Annotated in this window: 17 protein-coding genes and 4 pseudogenes; 12 read left to right on the forward strand and 9 right to left on the reverse strand. The window is 63.9% G+C overall.

Annotation, left to right across the window (positions count from 1 at the left end; all coding sequences use genetic code 11):
• Positions 1-86: 86 nt before the first annotated feature.
• The 9 genes and pseudogenes from PD885_RS02520 to PD885_RS02560 all read left to right on the forward strand — a co-directional run.
• Positions 87-1,106 carry an AAA family ATPase gene (locus PD885_RS02520; protein WP_002802468.1) on the forward strand — a complete coding sequence of 340 codons (1,020 nt, stop codon included), beginning with the start codon at positions 87-89 and terminating at the stop codon, positions 1,104-1,106.
• Between the two features lie 22 nt (positions 1,107-1,128).
• On the forward strand, positions 1,129-2,091 hold the full coding sequence (locus tag PD885_RS02525; protein ID WP_040762011.1) for a DUF58 domain-containing protein: 963 nt from the start codon (positions 1,129-1,131) through the stop codon (positions 2,089-2,091).
• Between the two features lie 2 nt (positions 2,092-2,093).
• Complete coding sequence (locus PD885_RS02530; protein ID WP_002802470.1) at positions 2,094-2,555, forward strand: DUF4381 domain-containing protein; 462 nt, start codon at positions 2,094-2,096, stop codon at positions 2,553-2,555.
• Entirely contained in the window at positions 2,552-3,559 is a 1,008-nt protein-coding gene (locus PD885_RS02535; protein WP_002802471.1) for a vWA domain-containing protein, read from the forward strand. Before PD885_RS02530 ends, PD885_RS02535 begins: the two co-directional genes overlap by 4 nt.
• Positions 3,556-5,394, forward strand: a complete 1,839-nt coding sequence (locus PD885_RS02540; protein WP_088057094.1) for a vWA domain-containing protein — start codon at positions 3,556-3,558, stop codon at positions 5,392-5,394. Before PD885_RS02535 ends, PD885_RS02540 begins: the two co-directional genes overlap by 4 nt.
• Positions 5,391-7,130, forward strand: coding sequence for a BatD family protein (locus tag PD885_RS02545; RefSeq protein ID WP_002802474.1), 1,740 nt, complete (start codon positions 5,391-5,393; stop codon positions 7,128-7,130). Before PD885_RS02540 ends, PD885_RS02545 begins: the two co-directional genes overlap by 4 nt.
• A 291-nt stretch (positions 7,131-7,421) precedes the next feature.
• Positions 7,422-8,702, forward strand: a complete 1,281-nt coding sequence (locus PD885_RS02550) for a dicarboxylate/amino acid:cation symporter (RefSeq protein ID WP_172402109.1) — start codon at positions 7,422-7,424, stop codon at positions 8,700-8,702.
• Between the two features lie 203 nt (positions 8,703-8,905).
• Positions 8,906-10,906 (forward strand): transketolase, encoded by a 2,001-nt coding sequence (gene tkt / locus PD885_RS02555; protein ID WP_002802476.1) that lies wholly within the window; start codon positions 8,906-8,908, stop codon positions 10,904-10,906.
• 206 nt (positions 10,907-11,112) lie between these two features.
• Positions 11,113-11,580, forward strand: a pseudogene (locus tag PD885_RS02560) (TonB-dependent receptor plug domain-containing protein); the annotation flags it as partial.
• Between the two features lie 74 nt (positions 11,581-11,654).
• Here PD885_RS02560 and PD885_RS02565 read toward each other — a convergent pair.
• From PD885_RS02565 to PD885_RS02575, 3 genes and pseudogenes are all read right to left on the reverse strand, one after another.
• Positions 11,655-12,377, reverse strand: coding sequence for a M23 family metallopeptidase (locus tag PD885_RS02565; protein WP_088056626.1), 723 nt, complete (start codon positions 12,375-12,377; stop codon positions 11,655-11,657).
• A 2-nt stretch (positions 12,378-12,379) separates the two neighbouring features.
• A complete protein-coding gene (locus PD885_RS02570) occupies positions 12,380-13,303 on the reverse strand; it encodes a L,D-transpeptidase family protein (RefSeq protein WP_172402143.1) in 924 nt (307 codons plus the stop codon).
• A gap of 351 nt (positions 13,304-13,654) precedes the next feature.
• A pseudogene (locus PD885_RS02575) lies at positions 13,655-13,942 on the reverse strand (TonB-dependent receptor); the annotation flags it as partial.
• A 47-nt stretch (positions 13,943-13,989) separates the two neighbouring features.
• On the opposite strand from PD885_RS02575, the gene PD885_RS02580 reads away from it, so the two are divergent.
• The 3 genes and pseudogenes from PD885_RS02580 (at position 13,990) to PD885_RS02590 (ending at position 16,209) form a co-directional block, all read left to right on the forward strand.
• Entirely contained in the window at positions 13,990-14,355 is a 366-nt protein-coding gene (locus PD885_RS02580; RefSeq protein WP_088056628.1) for a BlaI/MecI/CopY family transcriptional regulator, read from the forward strand.
• Positions 14,345-15,627 (forward strand): annotated as a pseudogene (locus tag PD885_RS02585) (TonB family protein). Before PD885_RS02580 ends, PD885_RS02585 begins: the two are co-directional and overlap by 11 nt.
• Positions 15,624-16,209: pseudogene (locus PD885_RS02590) on the forward strand (hypothetical protein). The pseudogenes PD885_RS02585 and PD885_RS02590 overlap by 4 nt, the downstream one beginning before the upstream one ends.
• Before the next feature lie 193 nt (positions 16,210-16,402).
• On the opposite strand, the gene modC reads toward PD885_RS02590, so the two are convergent.
• The 6 genes from modC to PD885_RS02620 all read right to left on the reverse strand — a co-directional run bounded on the left by modC (position 16,403) and on the right by PD885_RS02620 (position 20,937).
• Positions 16,403-17,017: a molybdenum ABC transporter ATP-binding protein gene (gene modC / locus PD885_RS02595; protein WP_088056629.1), complete on the reverse strand. Its 615-nt coding sequence runs from the start codon at positions 17,015-17,017 to the stop codon at positions 16,403-16,405.
• Complete coding sequence (modB, locus tag PD885_RS02600) at positions 17,017-17,703, reverse strand: molybdate ABC transporter permease subunit (protein WP_172402144.1); 687 nt, start codon at positions 17,701-17,703, stop codon at positions 17,017-17,019. Before modB ends, modC begins: the two co-directional genes overlap by 1 nt.
• Before the next feature lie 16 nt (positions 17,704-17,719).
• Positions 17,720-18,496, reverse strand: coding sequence for a molybdate ABC transporter substrate-binding protein (gene modA / locus PD885_RS02605; RefSeq protein ID WP_002802489.1), 777 nt, complete (start codon positions 18,494-18,496; stop codon positions 17,720-17,722).
• Between the two features lie 85 nt (positions 18,497-18,581).
• Entirely contained in the window at positions 18,582-19,406 is an 825-nt protein-coding gene (locus PD885_RS02610) for an MBL fold metallo-hydrolase (RefSeq protein WP_002802491.1), read from the reverse strand.
• A 13-nt stretch (positions 19,407-19,419) separates the two neighbouring features.
• The gene (locus PD885_RS02615; protein ID WP_002802493.1) at positions 19,420-20,235 is read right to left on the reverse strand and encodes a S1/P1 nuclease; all 816 of its coding nucleotides are present in this window, start codon (positions 20,233-20,235) and stop codon (positions 19,420-19,422) included.
• A gap of 87 nt (positions 20,236-20,322) precedes the next feature.
• The gene (locus PD885_RS02620) at positions 20,323-20,937 is read right to left on the reverse strand and encodes an OmpW/AlkL family protein (protein WP_002802502.1); all 615 of its coding nucleotides are present in this window, start codon (positions 20,935-20,937) and stop codon (positions 20,323-20,325) included.
• Between the last annotated feature and the right edge of the window lie 337 nt (positions 20,938-21,274).

Consider the following 21,274-nt stretch of genomic DNA (forward strand, 5'->3'; position numbering starts at 1 on the left):
GCAACAACCATGCGTTGTGTCACTCACTGAACGGTCTCGGAGCCACCGAGTGAACCAATCGCGTTCGAATCGGTCACACTGGGTCTATGAACGCACCGCCGCTCTTACCCCCAGAAGCCGCTGCCGCCCCCTCCGAGGACCGGTTGCATCGTCAGTTCACTTTGCTGCGCGAGTCGCTGGCGCAGCGCATCGTTGGTCAATCGGCGCTTGTCGAGCGGCTGTTGATCGCGTTGTTGGCCGATGGCCACCTGTTGGTCGAAGGCGCGCCCGGGCTGGCCAAGACCACTGCGATCCGTGCGCTGGCCTCGCGGCTGGAGGCCGACTTCGCGCGGGTACAGTTCACGCCGGATCTGCTGCCTGCCGATTTGACCGGCACCGAGATCTGGCGGCCGCAGGACAGCCGCTTCGAGTTCATGCCGGGGCCGATCTTCCATCCGATCCTGCTGGCCGACGAGATCAACCGTGCCCCGGCCAAGGTGCAGTCGGCGCTGCTGGAAGCCATGGGCGAGCGCCAGGTCACGGTCGGTCGGCATACGTATGCGCTGCCGCAGCTGTTTCTGGTGATGGCGACGCAGAACCCGATCGAGCAGGAGGGCACCTTCCCCTTACCCGAGGCGCAGTTGGATCGCTTTCTGATGCATGTGCGCATCGGCTATCCGCAGGCCGATGCGGAGGCGGAAATCCTGCGCCTGGCGCGCGAGGCTGCGCGCGATACCTTGGAAAAGCACGAGACCGTGCCCGACAAGATTCCGCTGGAGGATATCTTCGCTGCACGACGTGTGGTGCTGGACGTGCATCTGGCGCCGCAGTTGGAACGCTATCTGATCGAGATCGTGCTCGCTTCGCGCGATGCGCAGCGCTACGACCCGGCGTTGGCGCGGCGGATCGCCTGGGGCGCGAGTCCGCGTGGCTCGATTGCGTTGGAGCGTTGCGCGCGCGCGCGCGCGTGGCTGGCCGGGCGCGACTACGTAACGCCAGACGATATCCGCGCAATCGCGCCGGACGTGCTGCGTCATCGCGTGCTGCCCAGCTATGAAGCCACCGCCGAAGGGTGGGATGGCGAGCGTCTGGTTGCCGCGTTGCTGGAAAAGATTCCGCTGCCCTGATCAGGTAGCGTTTCGCTGAGGTATGCCGCCCTCTTGCCAAACTCCGATGTCTTCGATGCCTTCTTCGTCCCCTGAAATCGCTCCGTCGTCCGTCGCCGGTGATGGCCTGCGCCCTAGCCTTGCGGAGTTGATCGCTCTGCGCGGTACCGCGATCCATCGCGGGCAACCGGGGCGCGGTCGCCATGGATTGGTCGGACCGGTGCCGGCGGCAACGCGCGGGCGCGGGATGGAGTACGCCGAGTCACGCGAGTATGTGGCAGGCGACGATGCGCGGCACATCGATTGGCGCGTTACCGCGCGCACCGGGCGGGCACATACCAAATTATTCCAGGCCGAGCGCGAGCGCTTGAGCCTGATCGTTGCCGACACCTCGCCGGCGCTCTTTTTCGGCACGCGGGTGCGCTACAAATCGGTGCAGGCGGCACGCGCCGGCGCCGTTGCGGCGTGGCTGGCGCTGCGGCAAGGCGACCGGATCGCGGCACTGCGCGGCACTGCCAGCGAGGCGCCGATTGCGCCGCGTTCCGGTCAACGCGGTGTGTTGCCGATCCTGGATGCATTGACGCGTTGGTATGCGCAACCGCCGCACGGCGATGCGGGACTGGATGTTGCGCTGGATCATGCCGCGCGCCTGTTACGTCCCGGTGCACGCCTGACCGTGCTGGCCGATGCACGCAGTGCCAGCAGGATTTCCACCACGCGCTGGTCGGGCTTAGCCTTGCATCATGAGGTGGTAGTGATCGTTCTGGTCGACCCATTGGAGCTGGCGCCGCCTGCACGCGCACTGGCATTCGATGCAGGTGGCGAACGCATTGCGATAGATCTCTCCAGCCAGGCCGGATGCGCGCGCTGGCAGGACGAATTCGTAGCGCCGCTGGAACAACTCACCTCGCTGCTGCGCGCGCGGGGTGTGCGTCTGCACCGCCTGTCTACCGACGATACCAGCGACGCCTGGTTGGGCGGCAGCACGACCGGGTGCGGTGGATGACGGTGGCACCGCAATCGCTGCCTCTGCGTGATGTCCACCTGCCGCCGTCGCCATCGTGGTGGCCACTGTCGCTTGGCTGGTGGCTGGTGATCGCCGCAGTCGTGCTGGTGCTTGGTGCCGCATGGTTCTGGTGGTGGCGCCGCAGACGTCAGCAACGCCGCTGGTTGGCAGCATTCGATGCCGAACTGCAGAGCGCAACAACACCTGCACAGCGCTTGGCGAGGTTGTCGGTGCTGTTGCGGCGGGCGGCTCGTACTGTCGATGCGCAAGCCGATCGGCTGCAAGGCGAGGCGTGGTTGCAGTTTCTGGATGGACGTAACAGCAAGGGCCATACGTTTTCACAGGGTCCGGGCCGGGCCGTCCTGGACGGCGGTTTTCAACGCACACCGGTCGTTGCCGACCTGGATGCGGTGCAAGTGCTGGCGCGGCAGCGCTTCGTGAGTCTGATGCGGGGTCAGCGATGAACTGGCTGCAGTGGTCGCAATGGCAGGACGCGTTTGCGCACTGTGGGTGGCCGTGGGCGTGGTGGTTGTTGCCACTGCCGTTGCTGATGTGGTTCTGGCCGCAGCGCCGCGCTGATGCAGCCGCGCTACGCGTGCCGTATGCGGATCAGTTGCATGCGGTTGCGCGGGCGCAACGCGTGTCTGCGCTGCGGATGCCGCGCTGGCTGGCATGGTTGGGTTGGTTTCTGTTGTGCGCGGCGCTTGCGCGTCCGCAACAATTAGGCGAAGTAATTCAGCCACCGCGCGAGGCGCGGCAGATGATGCTGGCGGTGGATCTGTCCGGCAGCATGAGCGAGCCGGACATGGTGCTCGGCGGCAACGTGGTGGATCGGCTGACGGCCGCCAAAGCGGTGTTATCAGATTTTCTGGATCGGCGCGATGGCGATCGCGTCGGCCTACTGGTGTTCGGCCAGCGCGCGTATGCACTGACACCGTTAACCGCAGACCTGACCTCCGTGCGCGACCAGTTGGCCGATAGCGTGGTGGGGCTGGCCGGGCGCGAAACCGCGATTGGCGATGCGATCGCGTTGTCGGTCAAACGTCTGCGCGAGCAGAAGCAGGGGCAACGCGTGGTGGTATTGCTCACCGACGGCGTCAACACAGCAGGCGTGGTCAATCCGTTAAAGGCCGCCGAACTTGCCAAAGCCGAAGGTGTGCGTGTGCATACGATCGCGTTCGGCGGCAGTGGGAGTTATTCGTTGTTCGGCGTGCCGATTCCGGCCGGTGGCAACGACGATATCGATGAAGACGGGCTGCGCAAGATTGCCGAGCAGACCGGTGGGCGCTTCTTCCGCGCCCGCGACACCGAAGAGCTGGCTGGCATCTACGCCGAGCTGGATCGGCTTGAGCCGGTCAAGGAGCTCGGGCCATCGGTGCAACCGCGCGTGGAGCGTTACTACTGGCCATTGGGCGCGGCGATCATCATTGCGCTGCTGGCCTACGTGTTGCCGCGGAGATGGCGATGAACGCGCTGACTGAGCTGACAGGCTTGTTGCAGTCGTTGCATATGCTGCGTCCGACGTTGCTATGGGCGCTGCTGGTGATCGTGCCGGCAGCGGTGCTGTGGCAGTGGCGTCGACGCGATGCGGAAGTGTGGCGGCAGAATGTGGATGCGCATCTGTTGCCCAAGTTGCTGGTCGCCGGTGGCCGGCGTGGCTGGCTGGGGTTCGTGCTGGCGGCGCTGACGTATGCGCTGGCGGTGGTGGCGATGAGCGGACCGAGCTGGCGGCAGACCGAGCGACCGGTGTATCACTCCAGCACGCCCTTGGTCGTAGTGCTGGACTTGTCGTCCAGTATCAACGCGACCGATTTGCCGCCATCGCGCCTGCTGCAGGCGCGTGCCAAATTGGCCACTCTGTTGCGCAAGCGCGCCGGTGGCGAAGTCGCGTTGTTGGTCTATGCCGGCGAAAGCTTCACGGTTGCGCCGCTCACCGAAGACACCGCCAATGTAGCGTTGTTTCTGGATGCGCTGTCGCCATCGGTGATGCCGGTGGACGGCAAGCGTGCCGATACCGCCATCGATGCGGCGACCCGGCTGTTGCTGCAAGCAGGCTTCAAGCAGGGAGCTATTTTGTTGGTGAGCGATAGCGCGGATCGGTCGGCCGAAAGTTCCGCACGGCTGGCGCGCTCGCGTGGGTTCAAGGTGTCTGCGCTCGGTGTGGGTGGCGAGCGCGGGGCTGCCTATCGCACGACGAGCGGCGAGATAACGCAGGCGAAACTGGATGAAGGCAGTCTGCGCGATCTGGCCGGGCAGGGCGGTGGCCGCTATGCGCGCATTGCGGCCGACGATTCGGATCTGCGTGCACTGGGGGTGCTCGATCTTTCGCAACAGCCGCTGGCAGATGAAACGGCAGAGTCTAATGGCGGCAAGACCTGGCTGGACGAAGGCTATTGGCTGCTGCTGCCGGTGATGCTGCTGGCGCTACTGGCGTTTCGACGACGCGCGGTCGTGGCGGTACTGGCATTGGTGTGCGTGTTACCACTTTCCCCGCCGGCACACGCTGCCGATGGCACCTTGTGGCAGCGCGCCGATCAGGTGCAGCAACAACGCTTGGATGCCGGCGTGCAGGCCTATCGCAAAGGCGATTTCGCGGCGGCGCAGAGTGCCTTTGAAGGTGTGCCGACCGATGAGGGTTTGTACAACCTCGGCAACGCGTTGGCGCGACAGGGCCAGTACGACGAGGCGATTGCGGCCTACGACCGTGCGCTGAAGCAACATCCCAATCAGCTCGATGCGATCGCCAATCGTGCGGCGGTCGATGCTGCGCGCAAGCGCCAGCAGCAAAACAACAAGGACGGCAAAGGCCAATCCAACGATCAGAACAAATCTGGTCAGAACAAACCCGGCCAAGGTCAGTCCAAGCAGAACAAGCAGGACGATCAAACGTCCGGCCAAGATGGGCAGAACAAGCAGGACACGCAAGGCAAGCAGGACGGCAAGGATCCGCCATCTGACTCGAAGACGCCGCAGGACGGAAAGTCGCAAGACCAACAGTCCAAAAATGGGCAAGGCGAGCACAGTAAGCAGGACGCACAGCCGCAGTCGTCCGATGTAAAAGTGCAGCAACAGGCCGACGCCGCGCAGCGGCAAAAGATGCAGCAAGCCATGGCGCAGGCCGGCGACAAGCGTGCAGATGCAAACGGCAAGCAGGAAGCCGCCGCCTCAAGCGAGACGCCCGAACAACGCGCGCAGCGCCAGGCAGTGGATGCATGGCTGCGGCGGGTGCCGGATGATCCGGGCAGCTTGCTGCGAACCAAATTCAGGCTCGAACACGAACGCAGGCAACGGGACGAACGATGATCGGCACACACCACTTGCGCCGCGCGGTGATTGGCATGTTGACCAGCGTGGTGCTGCTTACCTGCGCACCGGTGGGTGCGGTAACGCGCGCGTGGTTGGATCGCGACAGCGCCAACACAGGCGACGTGGTCACGTTGAATATCGAGACCGACCAACGGGGTGTCGAGCCGGATTACACGCCGCTACGCAACGACTTTGCGCTGGGTGCCAAGAGCGCCAATCAACAGATGCAGGTGACCTACGGCTCGGTGGCCGTGCGCGCATTGTTCGGTGTGGTGCTGACGCCGCGAAAGAGCGGCGAGCTGATCGTGCCGGCGATACGCGTCGGCAATGAACGCACCGAGCCACTACGGCTGCAGGTGGTCGCATCTGCAAACGATGCCGGCAGCGACAATGGCGCCGTCAGCGGGCCGACAGCGGCGCAGGGCAACGAAGATGCCTTTGTCGAAACGCAGGTGGACGACCCGCAGCCCTACGTGCAGCAGAGCGTGGGTGTGGTGGTGCGCTTGTACCTGGCTACCCAGCTGGCGTCTGGTGAACTGGATCTGGAGGCGCCCGATGGTGCATCGATGCAACGTGTTGGCGATGACGTCAGCTCGGTCAGGCTGATCAATAATCGCCAGTACAACGTGGTGGAGCGGCGCTATCTGCTGGTACCCGAGCGCAGTGGTCGTCTGGTGCTGCCCTCTGCGCGTTTCAGTGGCCGTTCGGTCGGCGGGTTTTTCGACGATTACTTCGGTCGCGGCAATGGCGAGCTGAGTGCGCGCAGCGCCAGCATTCCGTTGCAGGTGCGCGCGCAACCTGCCAACGCGCCACAGCCATGGTTGCCGCTGCGTCGCTTGCAGTTGCGCTATACCGCCACGCCGCAGCGCGCGACTGCCGGTGAAGCGGCGCAGATTGTGGTGGAAGCTGACGCACGCGGTGCCACCCAGGCGCAGTTCCCGGAATTGCCGACCCCGAGCGTGCCCGATGCGCAGGTGTTCGCTGAGCCGGCGCAGTACGAAGAACGTTTCGTTGACGGCTCGCCACAGCTGCGGCTGACCCGGCGTTATTCGATCGTGCCCAACCGCGCCGGCCCGTTGGTGGTGCCCGGCTTGCAAGTGGCGTGGTGGGATGTCGGCGCGGCGGCGGCAAAGACCGCGTCGTTGCCGGATCTCACATTGGATGTGGCTGCGGGCAGCGGCGCCTTTGCGACGCCTGCGCCGGCACCAGCTGCGATGCCGTCAGCCAATCACGCTGCGCCAGCTCCGGCGGCCAGCATGCTCAGCCTGCAACAACCGTCGGCCGCGCAACGGCCGTGGGGTTGGATCGCGGCGGCGATCGGTTTCGCGCTGTTGTGGATCGTCACGCTGGTGTGGGCTTTGCTGCGGCCACGCGGCGGTTCGCCCGGTGTGGCGGTGATCAATGGCGGTGATGTGCCTGCGCCCGGCCGGCGCGCGACCCATGGCATGGCCGAGTTGCGGCGCGCGCTCGATACCGGCGGCATGGATGATGTGGCCGCCGTGCTGTGCGGCATGGCCGGTGTTGCCGATATCGACAGCGTGCTGGCGGCGTTGGCAGATCCGGCGCAGCGGGCAGCGGTGGCGCAGATGCAGCGCGCCCGTTGGGGTAGCGATGGCGACGTGACAGGCGCGCGTGCGGTATTGTGCGAGGCCTTCGCCAATGGGCCGCGCTGGCGGCATACCATAGCTGCGGAGCCGGAGGTGCTGGCGCCGCTGTATCCGCCATCGCCCTGAGTGGCTGCGCTGCATCAGCAGCGCTCCGACCGGCTTGCAAAGCGCGGTAAGCAACTGACGGATAGTCGCGGACGGCGCGCTCAGAATTGCAAGGTCTCGCACCCGTTGCTCCGAGCGCCGCAGTCCCGTAGTCGGTAAATTTTTGTCACCCGCTCCAAGTCCTGCCTCCCTCATCTCACGCCTAGGGCGTACCTACCCGTGGGCAGGTGCGCTGCGGCAGGCCGGGGAGATGGCCGCAGCGATGGCATTTGTTAAGCTACGGTCTTTGTGTCCAGATCGAGGCCCGACCAGATGACTGCACCCCCAGCCACCCACCGCCCGGGCCTGTCCCTTCATTGGAAGATGGGCATTGGTTTCGCCGTCGGCCTATTGCTGGGTCTGGCCGTCTACTACCTGGCCGGCAGCGACGCCGACTGGGTGCATGTGGTGACCAAGTACATCACCACGCCGTTCTCGCAGATTTTCCTCAATCTGATCTTCATGCTGATTGTGCCGCTGCTGTTTTCGGCGCTGGTAGTGGGCATTTCCGAAATGGGCGACATTCGAGCGCTCGGCCGCGTGGGTTGGCGCACCTTGGGCTACACCGTCGTGCTGTCGGGTGTGGCGGTATTGCTTGGCCTGGTGCTGGTCAACGTGTTACGGCCTGGGGCGGGCGTAGATCCGCAACTGGCCAACCAGTTGATCCAGGAAAACGCCGAGCGTACCCGCGAGATCATTTCCAGCTCCGGCACCCAGCCGCAGGGCATGGACATGTTGTTGTCGATCGTGCCCAGCAATGTGATTGCCGCGGCGTCCAGCAACGGCGCGATCCTGTCGCTGATGTTCTTCGCGGTGATGTTCGGTGTGGGCATGGTGCTCACCGACGATGAAAAGGTCGCAACGCTCAAGCGCGGCATCGAGGGTATCTTCGAAATCTCGATGACCTTGATCGGCCTTGTAATCCGCCTCGCGCCCTATGCGGTGGCGTGTTTCATGTTCAATCTGGCTGCGCTGTTCGGATTCGACCTGCTGATTCGCCTAGGCGCCTACGTCGGCGTGGTAGTGCTCGCGCTGGGTCTGCACATGGTGGTCAGTTACGGGCTGGCGGTGAAGTTCGCCGGGCGCTCGCCGATCGGCTTTTTCAAGCAGAGCCAGGAGGCCACCATGATGGCGTTCTCCACGGCCTCCAGTAACGCGACGCTGCCGACCGCTCTGCGCGTGGCCGATGAGATGGGCTTGCTGCCGCGCGTGTCGCGCTTCGTGCTGACCGTGGGCGCTACTGCCAACCAGAACGGCACGGCGTTGTTCGAAGGCGTGACGGTGATCTTCCTGGCGCAGTTTTTCAACGTGGACCTGAGTATCGGCCAGCAATTCATGGTGATGCTGGTCTGCATCCTGGGCGGCATCGGCACCGCCGGCGTGCCCTCCGGCTCGCTGCCGGTGGTAGCGCTAATTTGCGCGATGGTCGGCGTCAACCCGGTTGGCATCGGCATGATCCTGGGCGTCAATCACTTTCTGGATATGTGCCGCACCGCGTTGAATGTGACGGGTGATCTGGTGTTGACGACGTTGGTGGTCAAGGGCGAGGAATAGGGAGTCGGGAGTGGGCAATCGCTAAAGCGGGCTGTTGCGATCGGCAGCTGTGATGCGAGCTCTCGCGATCGCAACAGTGGCTGCTTTGGCCGGTGGCGTCATAGACCAACTGGCAACACTGCATCCGATTCCTCATTCCCGACGCCCCCTTCCGCTAACACACTCTGTGGGAGAATAAGCAGCTCCTCTTCCCATAGACGCCCATGACCCAGCCCACCCGTCGCCAGCTGGCCAACGCCATCCGTTTTCTCGCCGCTGATGCGGTCGAAGCCGCCAAATCCGGCCATCCCGGCATGCCCATGGGCATGGCCGATATTGCCGAAGTGCTGTGGAACGATTTCTTCCGCCATAACCCGAACAACCCACAGTGGTTCAACCGCGACCGCTTCGTGCTGTCCAACGGGCATGGCTCGATGCTGCAGTACGCGCTGCTGCACTTGTCCGGTTACGACCTGCCGATCGAGCAGCTCAAGCAGTTCCGTCAGCTACACAGCAAGACCGCCGGTCACCCCGAGCGCAGCGAAACCCCCGGCGTAGAGACCACCACCGGTCCGCTCGGGCAGGGCTTTGCCAATGCAGTCGGTTTCGCGCTGGCCGAGAAGTTGCTGGCGCAGCGCTACAACCGCCCGGAGCTGCAGATCGTCGACCACCGCACCTGGGTATTCATGGGCGACGGTTGCATGATGGAAGGAATTTCGCACGAAGCTGCGTCGCTGGCCGGTACCTGGGGCCTGGGCAAGCTGGTCGCGTTCTGGGACAACAACCAGATCTCCATCGACGGCAACACTGCCGGCTGGTTTAGCGACAACACCCCGGAGCGTTTCGAAGCGTACGGCTGGCACGTGATTGGCGATGTGGACGGACACGACGCCGAGAAGATCAAGGCCGCCATCGAAACCGCGCTGGACACTACCGACAAGCCCACCCTGATCTGCTGCCGCACCAAGATCGGGTTCGGCGCGCCGAGCAAGGCCGGCAAGGAATCCTCGCACGGCGCGCCGCTGGGCAAGGAAGAACTGGAAGGCGCGCGCAAGGCGCTCGACTGGCCGTACGGCCCGTTCGAAATTCCGGAAGAAATCTATGCCGGCTGGCGCGCCAATGGCACCGGCACGTTGCGGCAGGCCGAGTGGGAGCAGCTGTTCGATACGTACAGCAAGCAGTACGGCAGCCAGGCCGACGAACTGATCCGTCGCTCGCATGGCGAACTGCCGGCCGAGTTCATCGCCCAGGCCGATGCCTACATCGCCAAGGCGCAGGAGGACGCTCAGACCATCGCCTCGCGCAAAGCTTCACAGCTGGCGATCGAAGCGTTCGCGCCGCTGCTGCCCGAACTGATCGGCGGTTCGGCCGATCTGGCGCATTCCAACCTGACCTTGTGGAAGGCCAGCAAGTCGGTAGCTACCGATGACCCGGATGCCAACTACGTGTATTACGGCGTACGCGAGTTCGGCATGACCGCCATTGCCAATGGTCTGGCACTGCATGGCGGCTTCATTCCGTTCGACGCCACCTTCCTGGTGTTCAGCGATTACGCACGCAACGGCGTGCGCATGAGCGCGTTGAATCCGGCGCATGCCATCCACGTGTACACGCACGATTCGATCGGCCTGGGCGAAGACGGTCCGACCCATCAGCCGGTGGAGCACCTGGCCTCGCTGCGCTACATCCCTAACAACGATGTGTGGCGCCCGGGCGATGCGGTGGAGTCGGCAGTCAGCTGGAAAGCCGCCATCACCCGCAAGGACGGCCCTAGCTGTCTGGTGTTCAGTCGCCAGAACCTGCAACACCAGCCGCGCAGCGCCGAGCAACTCAAACTGATCGAACGTGGTGGTTACGTGCTGGCCGATGCCGAAGGCGGTACGCCGGACGTGATCCTGATCGGCACCGGTTCGGAAGTTGGCCTGGCGGTGGACGCCAAGAAGACTCTGGATGCGGCCGGTTTGAAGACGCGCGTGGTGTCGATGCCGTCCACCGATGTATTCGATCGCCAGGATGCGGCCTATCGCGAGTCTGTGTTGCCGAACGCGGTGCGCAAGCGTGTGGCGGTGGAAGCGGGCGTGACCGGCTTCTGGCGCAAGTACGTGGGCCTGGATGGCGATGTGGTCGGCATCGACACCTTCGGTGCCTCGGCGCCGGCAGATCAGTTGTATGCGTACTTCAAGATCACCGCCGAGCATGTGGTCGCGGCGGCCCAGGCGCTGTAATGCTTTGCGTCTTGAGTTGAAGAAAAAGCCGGCGAAAGCCGGCTTTTTTGTCGCGTGGTATTCAACGCGCGATGCGTCATCGTTCAACGCAGCGTTGTGCGTTTCAGTGCGCAGCGTTCGCCAGCACCGATACGCGGATCCTGCTGGTCAGCCCTTGAAGGGTGCCCCCAGCATCGTCGGGTTGGGTGCGTGGTAGCAGCAAAAATTCGTTCAGCGACAGCGAGCGGGTGAAGTTCTTCGCACGCGGTTTCTACATCGACTGCTACCAGTTCGACGGAATCCCAGCCTACCCGGATCAGACCTGGAGCTATGGCGACTCGGCGCTGGACGCGACGTTGTACGACCGCGTTGAAGTGCTGCGCGGCGCGACCGATTTGCTGACCGGCTCGGGGAATCCGTCGGCATCGATCAACCTGGTGCGCAAGCATGCGTTCAACAGCGACTTCACCGGCACGGTGTTGGCGGGTGGTGGCGATTTCAACAAGACCCGCAGCGTGGTCGACGTCACCGTGCCGCTGACGCCCAACGGCAATATGCGCGCTCGCGTGGTCGGCGTGTCTCAGGACGGCGAGTTGGACATGGACCGCTACAACCTGCGCAAGAAGATCGGCTCGGCGATCATCGATGCCGACCTTACCGACAACACCTTGCTGAGCGTGGACTACAAATATAGGTTTGCAACGGTCGGCAAGGGACCGCGCCCGCTACCTGCCGCGTGTTCTTTCGTGTGCATGACCGAGCCATCGCATCACTGCAAAGTTTGATCGCCATGCAACACGGGGTAAGGATTCAACACGTCGCCCTTCCACCAGTGTTTTTCTGGACCCAAGCGATGGATTTCGAAATGCAGATGCGGTGCCGCAGGATTCGCGTCGCCGGTACTGCCGACATAGCCAATAATCTGACCGCGCTTGATGGACTGTTTTTCAGCCAAGCCATCGGCGTAGCTTTCCAGATGCGCGTAGTAGTAGCAATACGTGCCATTCGGGTCGAACTGATACAGCGTCAAGCCGCCGCGTTCGCTGGTGAAGAGTTTCTCGACCGTGCCGTCCGTAACTGCAACCACCGGTGTTCCGGTCGGCGCAAGGATGTCGATGGCATCGTGCACGCGGCCTTCGCTGCGTGCGTCGGTGAAAGTGTCCTGCAACTGGCTGTTGCTGATCCCTTGCACTGGAATCAGCAGGCCGGTTTCTGAAACTGCGGTGTCAGCAGATGGCGCGGGCGTTGTTGCCACAGACGTGTTGATTGGAGCCGCATCGGTCGCGGGAGCTGCGACAGAGGCGGCAACCGCTGGTGCTGGTGCTGGTGCAGAAGATGCCGCCAGTTCAGCACGCGCGCCGCGCTCTGTTGCCACAGGCGCCGTATTCGACGATGACATGGTGGTCTCTGCTTCCGGCGCGCTATGTTCCAGCCACCAATAACCAGCTGCGCCCAGCAGTACACCCAATACCAACGTGATCAGCAGTTTCATGCTTACTCCTGCATGACAACCGGCACCGACGGGCCGACCACGCTGGCCAGGTTGACGACGTCCCAGTTGGTCAGGCGCACGCAACCATGCGATTCGGTCTTGCCGATACGGCCGGGCTCCGGGGTGCCATGCAGGCCGTAATGCGGCTTGGAAAGGTCAATCCACACACGGCCGACCGGGTTGTTCGGGCCTGGTGGCAGTGTCGCTTTCTGATCGCCTTTTTTCGCATCCCAGAAAAGCTTGGGGTTGTACTTGAACACCGGGGCGCGCGAGATGCCGAGGATTTTCCAGCGGCCGATCGGCAGTGGATCGTGCTTGCTACCCGAAGACACCGGGAACTGCGCGTACAGCTTGCCGTCGGCATCGAACAGACGCAGCGTCGAGTCGGATTTGTCGATCACCAGTTTGGCCGGCTTGGCCAGTGGCGGGACACCGTCGATGTTCGGCACTTGGATCACGCTGCCGGCCTTGCTCAGGTCCACGCCGGGATTGAGTTGGCGTAGCAGTTCGGGGGCTGCATGGAAACGTTCGCCCAGTGCTTCGTCGACCGAGGTGTAGCCGAGCGAAGGCAATTTGGCCTGCTCTGCCGGGCCCTTGGGAATCGGCTGGAACGGGCCGGCCACGTCGGCATCGGTGAGGGTGTATTGCACCAGTGCCGGCGTGGTGTCGGCTTGCAATGCCTGCCAAGTTGCGTCATCCAGCTCGCCGGTTACCTTGATCGAGTGTGCGGCCTGAAACCCGGAAACAGCACGCTTTTGATTGGAGCCACGTTCGCCATCGATCTGCCCCGGCGAAAAATGCCCGCGATCCAGCAATACCTGCGCGTGCAGGTCCGAACGTGGGCCGGTCGGCACGACGTTCGCGGCGGGCGCGGTTGCAGGTGCAGGTGCAGCGGCGGGCTGCGGCGCCTGCGCCAGTGCAGAGATCGAGGGGCCCAGTGCGAGGGCGAGCAAACAGGTGCGAGCGTAGGAGCGTGGAGACATAAGCAGGTCCGATAGATGTATGCGCATACATTGCCCGATCGGCCTGCGTTTTTTGCGTGAAATGGCTGCACCCGGACTAACTGAGAGTGCGGTATCGATGCGGGGAATAGGTGATGGTGTGAGGTGTGGTTCCGCTTTGCGATCTCATACATGCGACACCGACACCGACACCGACACCGACACCGACACGGCGCGCTGTGTCGTGCACTTGTGCGTGGGCGATCTCACTGCATCGACCGACAACCGGTCACCTGCGTTGCGCCCAAACGCTCGGCTGAGGAAATCTGCGGTGATGTCAGCAGAAAGATCAGCGTCGTCGGCTTTGCTCGGATGCAGATCGGGATTGAGCTTGGAGATGCCGACCACCTTCTGGGTGTCGTCGCTGGAGTACACCGTTTCGCCGGAAATCAGGGCTGAAGGTCGGGCGTCTGAAACTGCGGTGCAGCCAGGTGCGGTAGACGGTGAGGTCATCCGGACGATAGTTGATACAGATGTCCGGCAGTACGTGCTGCCGGTACCGATGAAGCTGCCTGTGCTGCCATCGCCGCTGGATTGCCCGGAATCGGCACAGCGACTTGACAAGCGCTCTGTTTACAGGCGTAATCGCTAAAAATTACAGGCGTAATCGGATGTCGATCAGCGATGCAGAGACAGTGGTGATGCAAGTACTCTGGGACAGTGCGCCGCGCACGGCGGAGGACGTTGTCGCCTCGTTGTCGCACACCGGTTGGGCCGAGCCGACTATCAAGACCTTGCTTAATCGTCTGCTCACCAAGGGCGCCATCTCAGCCGAAAAGCAAGGCCGCAAGTACCACTATTCGCCATTGCTGCAACGCGACCAGTGGGTGCAACAACAGAGCGAAGGTTTGCTGCAACGGCTGTTCGGTGGACGAGTCGCGCCGCTGGTGGCGCACTTCAGCGAGCGCGGAAAACTCAACGCGTCCGATATTGCGGAATTGACGCGGCTGCTCAAGGAGTTGGACGATGCGCCTTGACCCATTGGTGCTGCTGCAAGCCATGCTCTGCATCACGGCCGCGCTGTTGGCGTGCTTGTTCCTGCGTCGTCCGCTGCGTGCCTGGCTGGGCGCAACAGCGGCGTATGCGATCTGGGCAAGCGTGCCGCTAGCGTTGATGGCAGCCGCGCTGCCAGGCCGGCCGACAAGTGCAGCATTGCTGAAATTGCCCGCGCTGGTTGCCATGCCGCTTCCGCTCACCACGCACGGCGGCGAACACGGATGGACGCAGTTCCTTGTGGCCGCGTGGCTTGCCGGTGCCGCAGTGATGGCGGTCGTTCTGTGGTGGCGTCAGCAGCGTTTCGTGCGCAGCATGGGGCCGCTGCATGCGTTGGACAACGTGTTGTGGATGGCGACGCATGACGTCGGTCTGCCGGCAGCGTTGGGGATCTGGCGCCCGGGTATCGTGGTGCCGATGGATTTCAATGCGCGCTACACCGCTGGCGAGCGTGCCCTGATCCTGACGCTGCGCCGCGGCGACTTGCATGCCAATTTGCTGGCGGCACTGCTGCTCTGCATCGCTTGGTTCAACCCGCTGATGCACTTGGCATGGCGCGCGTTCCGGCTGGATCAGGAACTGGCCTGCGATGCCGCGGTACTGGCGCGGTACCCCAGCAAGCGACGCAGCTATGCGACCACGATGCTCAAGTGCCAGCTTGGCAGTGGGTGGACCCCACTGGCCTGCCATTGGGTGTCGTCGCATCCGTTAGCGCATTGCCGCATTGTGCGGTCCGGTGACGAATGTGCGGCGTGCCCGTTGGAAGATGGGCATGGTGCTGTCGCTGGCACTGATCGGGAGCGCCGTTTGCTGGGCCGTGCAGCCCGCGCGCATGGTTGCAACGGTGCGACCGACACTGGCGCCCGGCAACGCGCTGGATTTCGCCACGCTGCAACCGCCGAAATATCCGCGCAATGCATTTGCTGCAGCGATCGAGGGCTTTGTCGAACTGCAGATCGAGGTGGACGTGCGAGGGGCGCCACAGCACATCGCTATTGTGCAAAGCCGGCCCGCCGGCGTGTTCGATCAGGGTGGTCGATGCAGCGCGCCAATGGCGGTTTAAACCTGCGCGTGTGGATGGCAAGGCGGTGACCTCCAGGGTCCGCGTGCCGGTCAGGTTCGAACTGGATGCTTCGGATGAAACAGTCACCAACGCTGACGCTGACGTCGGCGCAAGGAGAGCAGATACCGCGCAGGCAGATCGTCTTGCCGGGTGCGCCTGGGCACACTGTGCGATTGGCGGAGCGTTGCGATGAGTCACCGTTTGACATGCAGCGCAATCGTGCTTCTAGCTCTCAGCGGATGTGCGATCCGGCAAGTGCAGGAGCAGGAGCGCAGCCAGCGCGAAGATTCCGTGGATCAGCGCATGCTGACCTCGCAGTCGGGCGGAGGTGGCGACGCATCCATCGAACCCTACACACTGGCGCCAACGCAGCGGTTCCGCATGCCGCGCGCGCTGCACAGCGACGCGCCGGTATTGCCAGCCGATTCGCCACGGCAAACCTTGCCGCCGACACACCGTGTGCGCCCATGTGATCGTCACGGCCGACGGCGCCGTGCAGCGCGTCGACCCCATGTCCGATCGCGACGAATGCGCAGCCGGGCTGCTGCCGGACAATGCCGATCTGGTGCAGGCGGTGAGCACCACGGTGCTGCAGTGGAGGTTTGTGCCGGCCGCGATGTGCACGTTTGCGCCAGGTGTCGCACAACCGGCGGCGCTGGACGATTGCACCGGCGCCGATCGCCAGGACCCGGTCCCGGTGACGCTGTCGTTCGCGTTCACCTTTGAAGTACGGCAAGGCAAGGTAAGCGTGCGCACGGGCAAGGTCGCGCGATGACAAGCGATGCGTGCCGGCCAGCCCGCGCATACGGCAAAGCGACCACACCAGCGCTTGTGGCAGCCGACGCTGCGAACAGTCCTCAGGTCCTCGTAACCAACGCACAGAACGTGCGGTGCCCGCGTTTACAACTGCTGTTCCGAGCGGCGACCACACCCGCCAGAATCGTCACGCAAGCGCTGCGCTATAGCAGTCACTCCAGCGCATGCACGCTGTCGGCAATACGTTGCACTTCGTCGGGATTGTGGCTGACGTAGAGCATCGGCAAGCGGATCTCGTCGCGCACGCGCTGCAGGTAAGGGATCAATTCTTCGCGGCGCGCCCGATCCAGCGCCGACAACGGTTCATCGAATAACAGGATTGCCGGCTGCGACAACAGCGCCCGCCCAATCGCCACGCGCTGCGCCTCGCCACCGGAGAGATTGCGCGGCCGGCGTTGCAATAGCGGGCCGATGCCCAGCAACGCCACCACATCGTCGAACCCGAACGGCGAGGTGCCACGCGCATGCCGGCCGTAGCGCAGGTTGCGCCGCACATCCAGATGCGGGAACAACCGCGCATCCTGAAACACGTAGCCGATCTTGCGCGTGTGCGTGGGCAGGTTCACGCCTTGTCGATCGTCGTACAGACACCGCCCATCAATGCGGATATGCCCGGCATGCGGATGCACCAGCCCGGCAATCGCATTGAGCACGGTGGTCTTGCCGGCGCCGGACGGACCAACCAGCGCCACCACGCGCGCAGCGTCCTGGATGCGGATACGCCGCTGGAAGTTGCCGCGCCGCAGCTGCAGGTCGATATCGAGCATCAGTCTTCCTCGCGCGGATGCGGCCTGCGCACCAGCCACTCGGACAGCAACAGCGCCGCCAGCGAGATCGCCAATGCAACGCCTGCCAGTCGCCACACGCCCGATTCCATGCCCGGCACCTGCATCAAGCCGTAGACGGCCGACGACAAGGTCTGCGTCTCGCCCGGAATGTTGGAGACGAATGTGATGGTCGCGCCGAATTCGCCCAAGGCCTTGGCGAACGCCAGAACCACGCCGGCAACCAAGCCCGGCCAGGCCAGCGGCAGAGTGATGCTGAAGAACACCCGCCACGGTCCTGCGCCCAGTGTGGCGGCGGCCGCTTCCAGGCGCTGATCGGTCGCTTCGATCGACAAACGAATCGCGCGCACCATCAACGGAAATCCCATGACTGCACACGCCAACGCCGCGCCGGTCCAACGGAAGGCGAACTGGATGCCGAGGTGTTCCAGCAGCCAGCTGCCGACCGGCCCCTGCGTGCCCAGCACCACCAGCAACGCATATCCGGTGATTACCGGCGGCATCACCAACGGCAGATGCAGCAGTGCGTCCAGCAGCGCCTTGCCCGGAAAGCGGCGCCGCGCCAGCAGCCAGCCGCAGGCGATGCCCGGCGGCAGGCTGGCGAGTGCAGCGACGGTGGCAACCTTGAGACTCAAGCCGATTGCAGTCAGCTCTTCCGGGGTGAACATCGACAAGCGGTGTGCCTCAATCCTTCAACGAAAAGCCACGACGGCTGAAGATCGCTTTGGCCGGCGCACTGCCCAGCCATTGCACGAACGCGGCCTTAGCGGGATTGCTGCTGTTCTTGAGCACAGCAACCGGATACACGATCGCATCGTGGCTGTCGTCGGGAAAGGTGGCGACTACGCGCACCTTGGCATCGGCACGTGCGTCCGAGCCGTACACGATGCCCAGCGGCGCTTCGCCACGCGACACCAGCATCAGTGCGGCGCGCACACTCTCTGATTCGGCGAGGCGGTTGCGCAAACCATCCCACTGACCGAGCTTGCGCAACGCGGCGGCGGCATATTTGCCGGCCGGCACGCTGTTGGTCTGGCCAACGGCCAGGCGCCCGCTCGCCCCAAGCGCCCTGGTAATGGCGCCTGGCGTGCGCGGATCCACGCGGACCTTGCTGTTGGCCGGTGCGATCAACACCAGCGTATTGCCGAGCAGATTGTGGCGCTGCGCAGGCACGACCAGGCCGCGCTGCTGCAGATAGTCCATCCACGCCAGATCGGCCGAAAAGAACACGTCTGCCGGTGCGCCTTGTTCGATCTGACGCGCCAGCGCGGAGCTCGCTGCATACGACATACGTATCGGCGTGCCGGATGCTTTTTCGTAAGCGGCCGCGGCTTCGTCCATCGATTCCTTCAGGCTTGCGGCGGCAAACACCGTCACCGGCGCGGTCTGTGCAGTGGCCAACACCGGCACGGCAAGCATCAGCACGCAGAACGCGCGCTGCCAAAAACCGATTGTGCGCATGTGCAAGCTCCAGCAGGGTCAGGCATCGATCATAACGGCTGCGCGCTGTGACCCGCGTGGCGAGCACGAACGAACGCTACGAACGCTACGGAGCCACGCCTTTGCAGCGTCCCGCCTGAAGATTGGCCTGCAAAGCGGGCCTGATCAGTTTGGGCTCGGGCAAGGTGGCATCGCGCGCTTGGCGCTGGGCCACGAATGCGTCGATGTCGGCTCCATCGCGCACATGGATGTTGCTGCGCCGCTGTGCGCCGATGCTGGTCTGGTGCGCCACGGCGCGACCGCCCGGGCCGTAGTCGTGGCAGACGAACACACGCGTGCTCTCCGGCAGTGTGTACAGGCGTTGGATGGAGGCATACAGCTGCCGCGCATCGCCACCGGGAAAGTCGCAACGCGCCGTGCCCGTGTCGGGCATGAACAGCGAATCGCCAGGAAACAGCGCATCGCCGATCAGATACGCGATGCTGTCGCTGGTGTGCCCAGGCACGGCGATGATGCGTGCGGCGATGCCGCCGAGCATGAAGTGTTCGTCGTCGGCAAACAGATGATCGAATTGCGAGCCGTCTGCACGAAAGTCCTCCGGCAACGCATAACGCGGCGCAAGCGTCTGCTGCACATCCCGAATCCCTTCACCGATACCGATGCGCGCCTGCGGCCAGTGCTGTTTCAGCCATTGCGCGGCCGACAGATGATCGGCATGCGCGTGGGTTTCCAGCAGCCACTGCACCTGCCACCCGTGGTGCCGGATAGTAGCGACGATGGCTTGCGCCGCGTGCGTGCCGACTTCGCCTGTGTCCGCCGCGTAGTCCAGCGCCGGATCGATCACCGCAGCCGCACCGGACGCCGCATCGGCGACCACATAGGTGAAGGTGTTGCTGTCGGCATGAAAGAACGCAAGGACTTGGGGCTGCATCGGCGTCTCCACGTCAGGGGCTTGCCAGCGCCGCATTAAGGACGGCGGCCAGTCGATCGCCGGCGACACGCAATTGGGTTTCGGCAATCGGACGATAGGTCGCGATGTAGCTGCCAGGCAATACGTGCGCGCTTGGGTACACGCCCGGCGTGACGGCGATCTTGCACGAGGCTTGCGCCCAGGCCGCAGCGGGCGGCGGCAGCACCAACGACACTACGGCGGCGGCCGGCAATGCCAACAAGCGTTGCAGATAGGCATCGTCGCTGAGATGGCGGTCGTTGAGCATGCCGCTATCCCACAACGCGTGCAGATTGCTGCCCTTGCCATCGACCTGCAGCTGGAAATCGTTGCCGCCCTTGTCGTGCGCGTAACCTGCGTGCAGGGGCTGATGGATATCGCCGACAAAATGCACCACGAACTTCAAGGCCTGGCGGCGCAAGGCCAGCGGTTGGCTGCGGTCGCCGAGCAATGCGGTTTGCTTCTCCAGCGCGTCGATCACGCAGTTGCCATCCGGGCAATCGCGTGGGGCCGCGTAGCGGCAGTCGTGTTCGGCAAGGTTGACGTAATGCCACGGCCCGGAGCGCTTGCCCAGATCCAGATCGTACTCGCGCACTTCGTCGGCCCAGGTGGCCACCCCATGCAGCGTAGGGTCCGGCTCGCCAGCAAGCAACTGCGCCACCTGCGCACGCGCTTGCGTACTCAGCTCGGTTTCGGCAACACGCGCCACCAGGCGGTGGCCCTGCGCGCCCCAGGCGAATGCGCTGGTGGGCTGGAATGCTGCAGCAACGGCTGCAGCGAGAACGAATGCATACGGGGATAACGTCTTCATCCCGTAATTGTACGCATCGCTTTGGGACGGGTTGATGGCCGTCCCGGTCGAGCCACAGCTCACGCCTCGGCATGGCGTCTGCAACGATCAGAAATAGACTAGATACGACACACCGCAGGTCAGCGGATCGATCTTCGCCTTGCCCAACCGCGCGCCGTTGAAGTCGACGTTGCTGCGCGAGTCGGCCCAGCGTGCATCCACACGCAAGCCGCTGCGCTCGTTGAAAATGAAGTCCACCCCGACATGCGCGGTGGCACCGACCGAGTCTTCGAAGCTCAGCTCGCCATTGCCGAACGCTTTGTCGGTGTCTTCGCCGAGGAAGGCGGTGTAGTTGATGCCGATGCCCACGAACGGCGACACCGTGCCGTAGCCGTTGATGTGATATTGCAACAGCACGCTCGGCGGCACCGACCAATAACTGCCGACCTTACCGACGCCTTCGAGTTCCAGGTCGTGTTTGCCCGCGACCGCGGCGTGTACCTCGATGCCGAGGTTGTTGCGGATGAAGTATTCGTAGGTGAACGAGAGCGTCGGTGCGCCCTTGATCTCGGCACGTGTGCCGCCGAAGGTGCCGCTGTTTGATGTGGGCGAGACATAGCCGACGCCGTAGCCGGTCGTCCAGTGGCCGGCCGACTGGGCAAGGGCGGGTGGAGCCGAGGCGGCCATTGCGATGGCGAGGGCGGTGCGAATCAGCGTGTTCATGGAATTCCCGGTTGGTCGGACAGGTGGTCGACGTGACTAGCCTGTCCGCACTCCGGCGGTGGATCCACGTCCCTGGACAGCAAGTGTGCCAGAGATGCACCGCGCACGCCCCCCGGATTCAGAACCGGTGCACGTACGCCACTTCGTAGACCAGTGGGTCGATGTTGGCCGTGCCGATAATGAATCCGATCGTCATAGCCAGCCGATATTGTGGGCAGTCACGTGCGGGGCGTCATGCCTGCAGGTGCCGACCAAGGCAGCATCACCAAGTCGTCCAACAGCGGAGCCTGCCGACAGATTTCCGATTCCCGGCCAACCAAGTACGACGCTGCTAGAA

This window comes from Xanthomonas fragariae, assembly GCF_900183975.1.
GTDB classification, from domain to species: Bacteria; Pseudomonadota; Gammaproteobacteria; order Xanthomonadales; family Xanthomonadaceae; genus Xanthomonas; species Xanthomonas fragariae.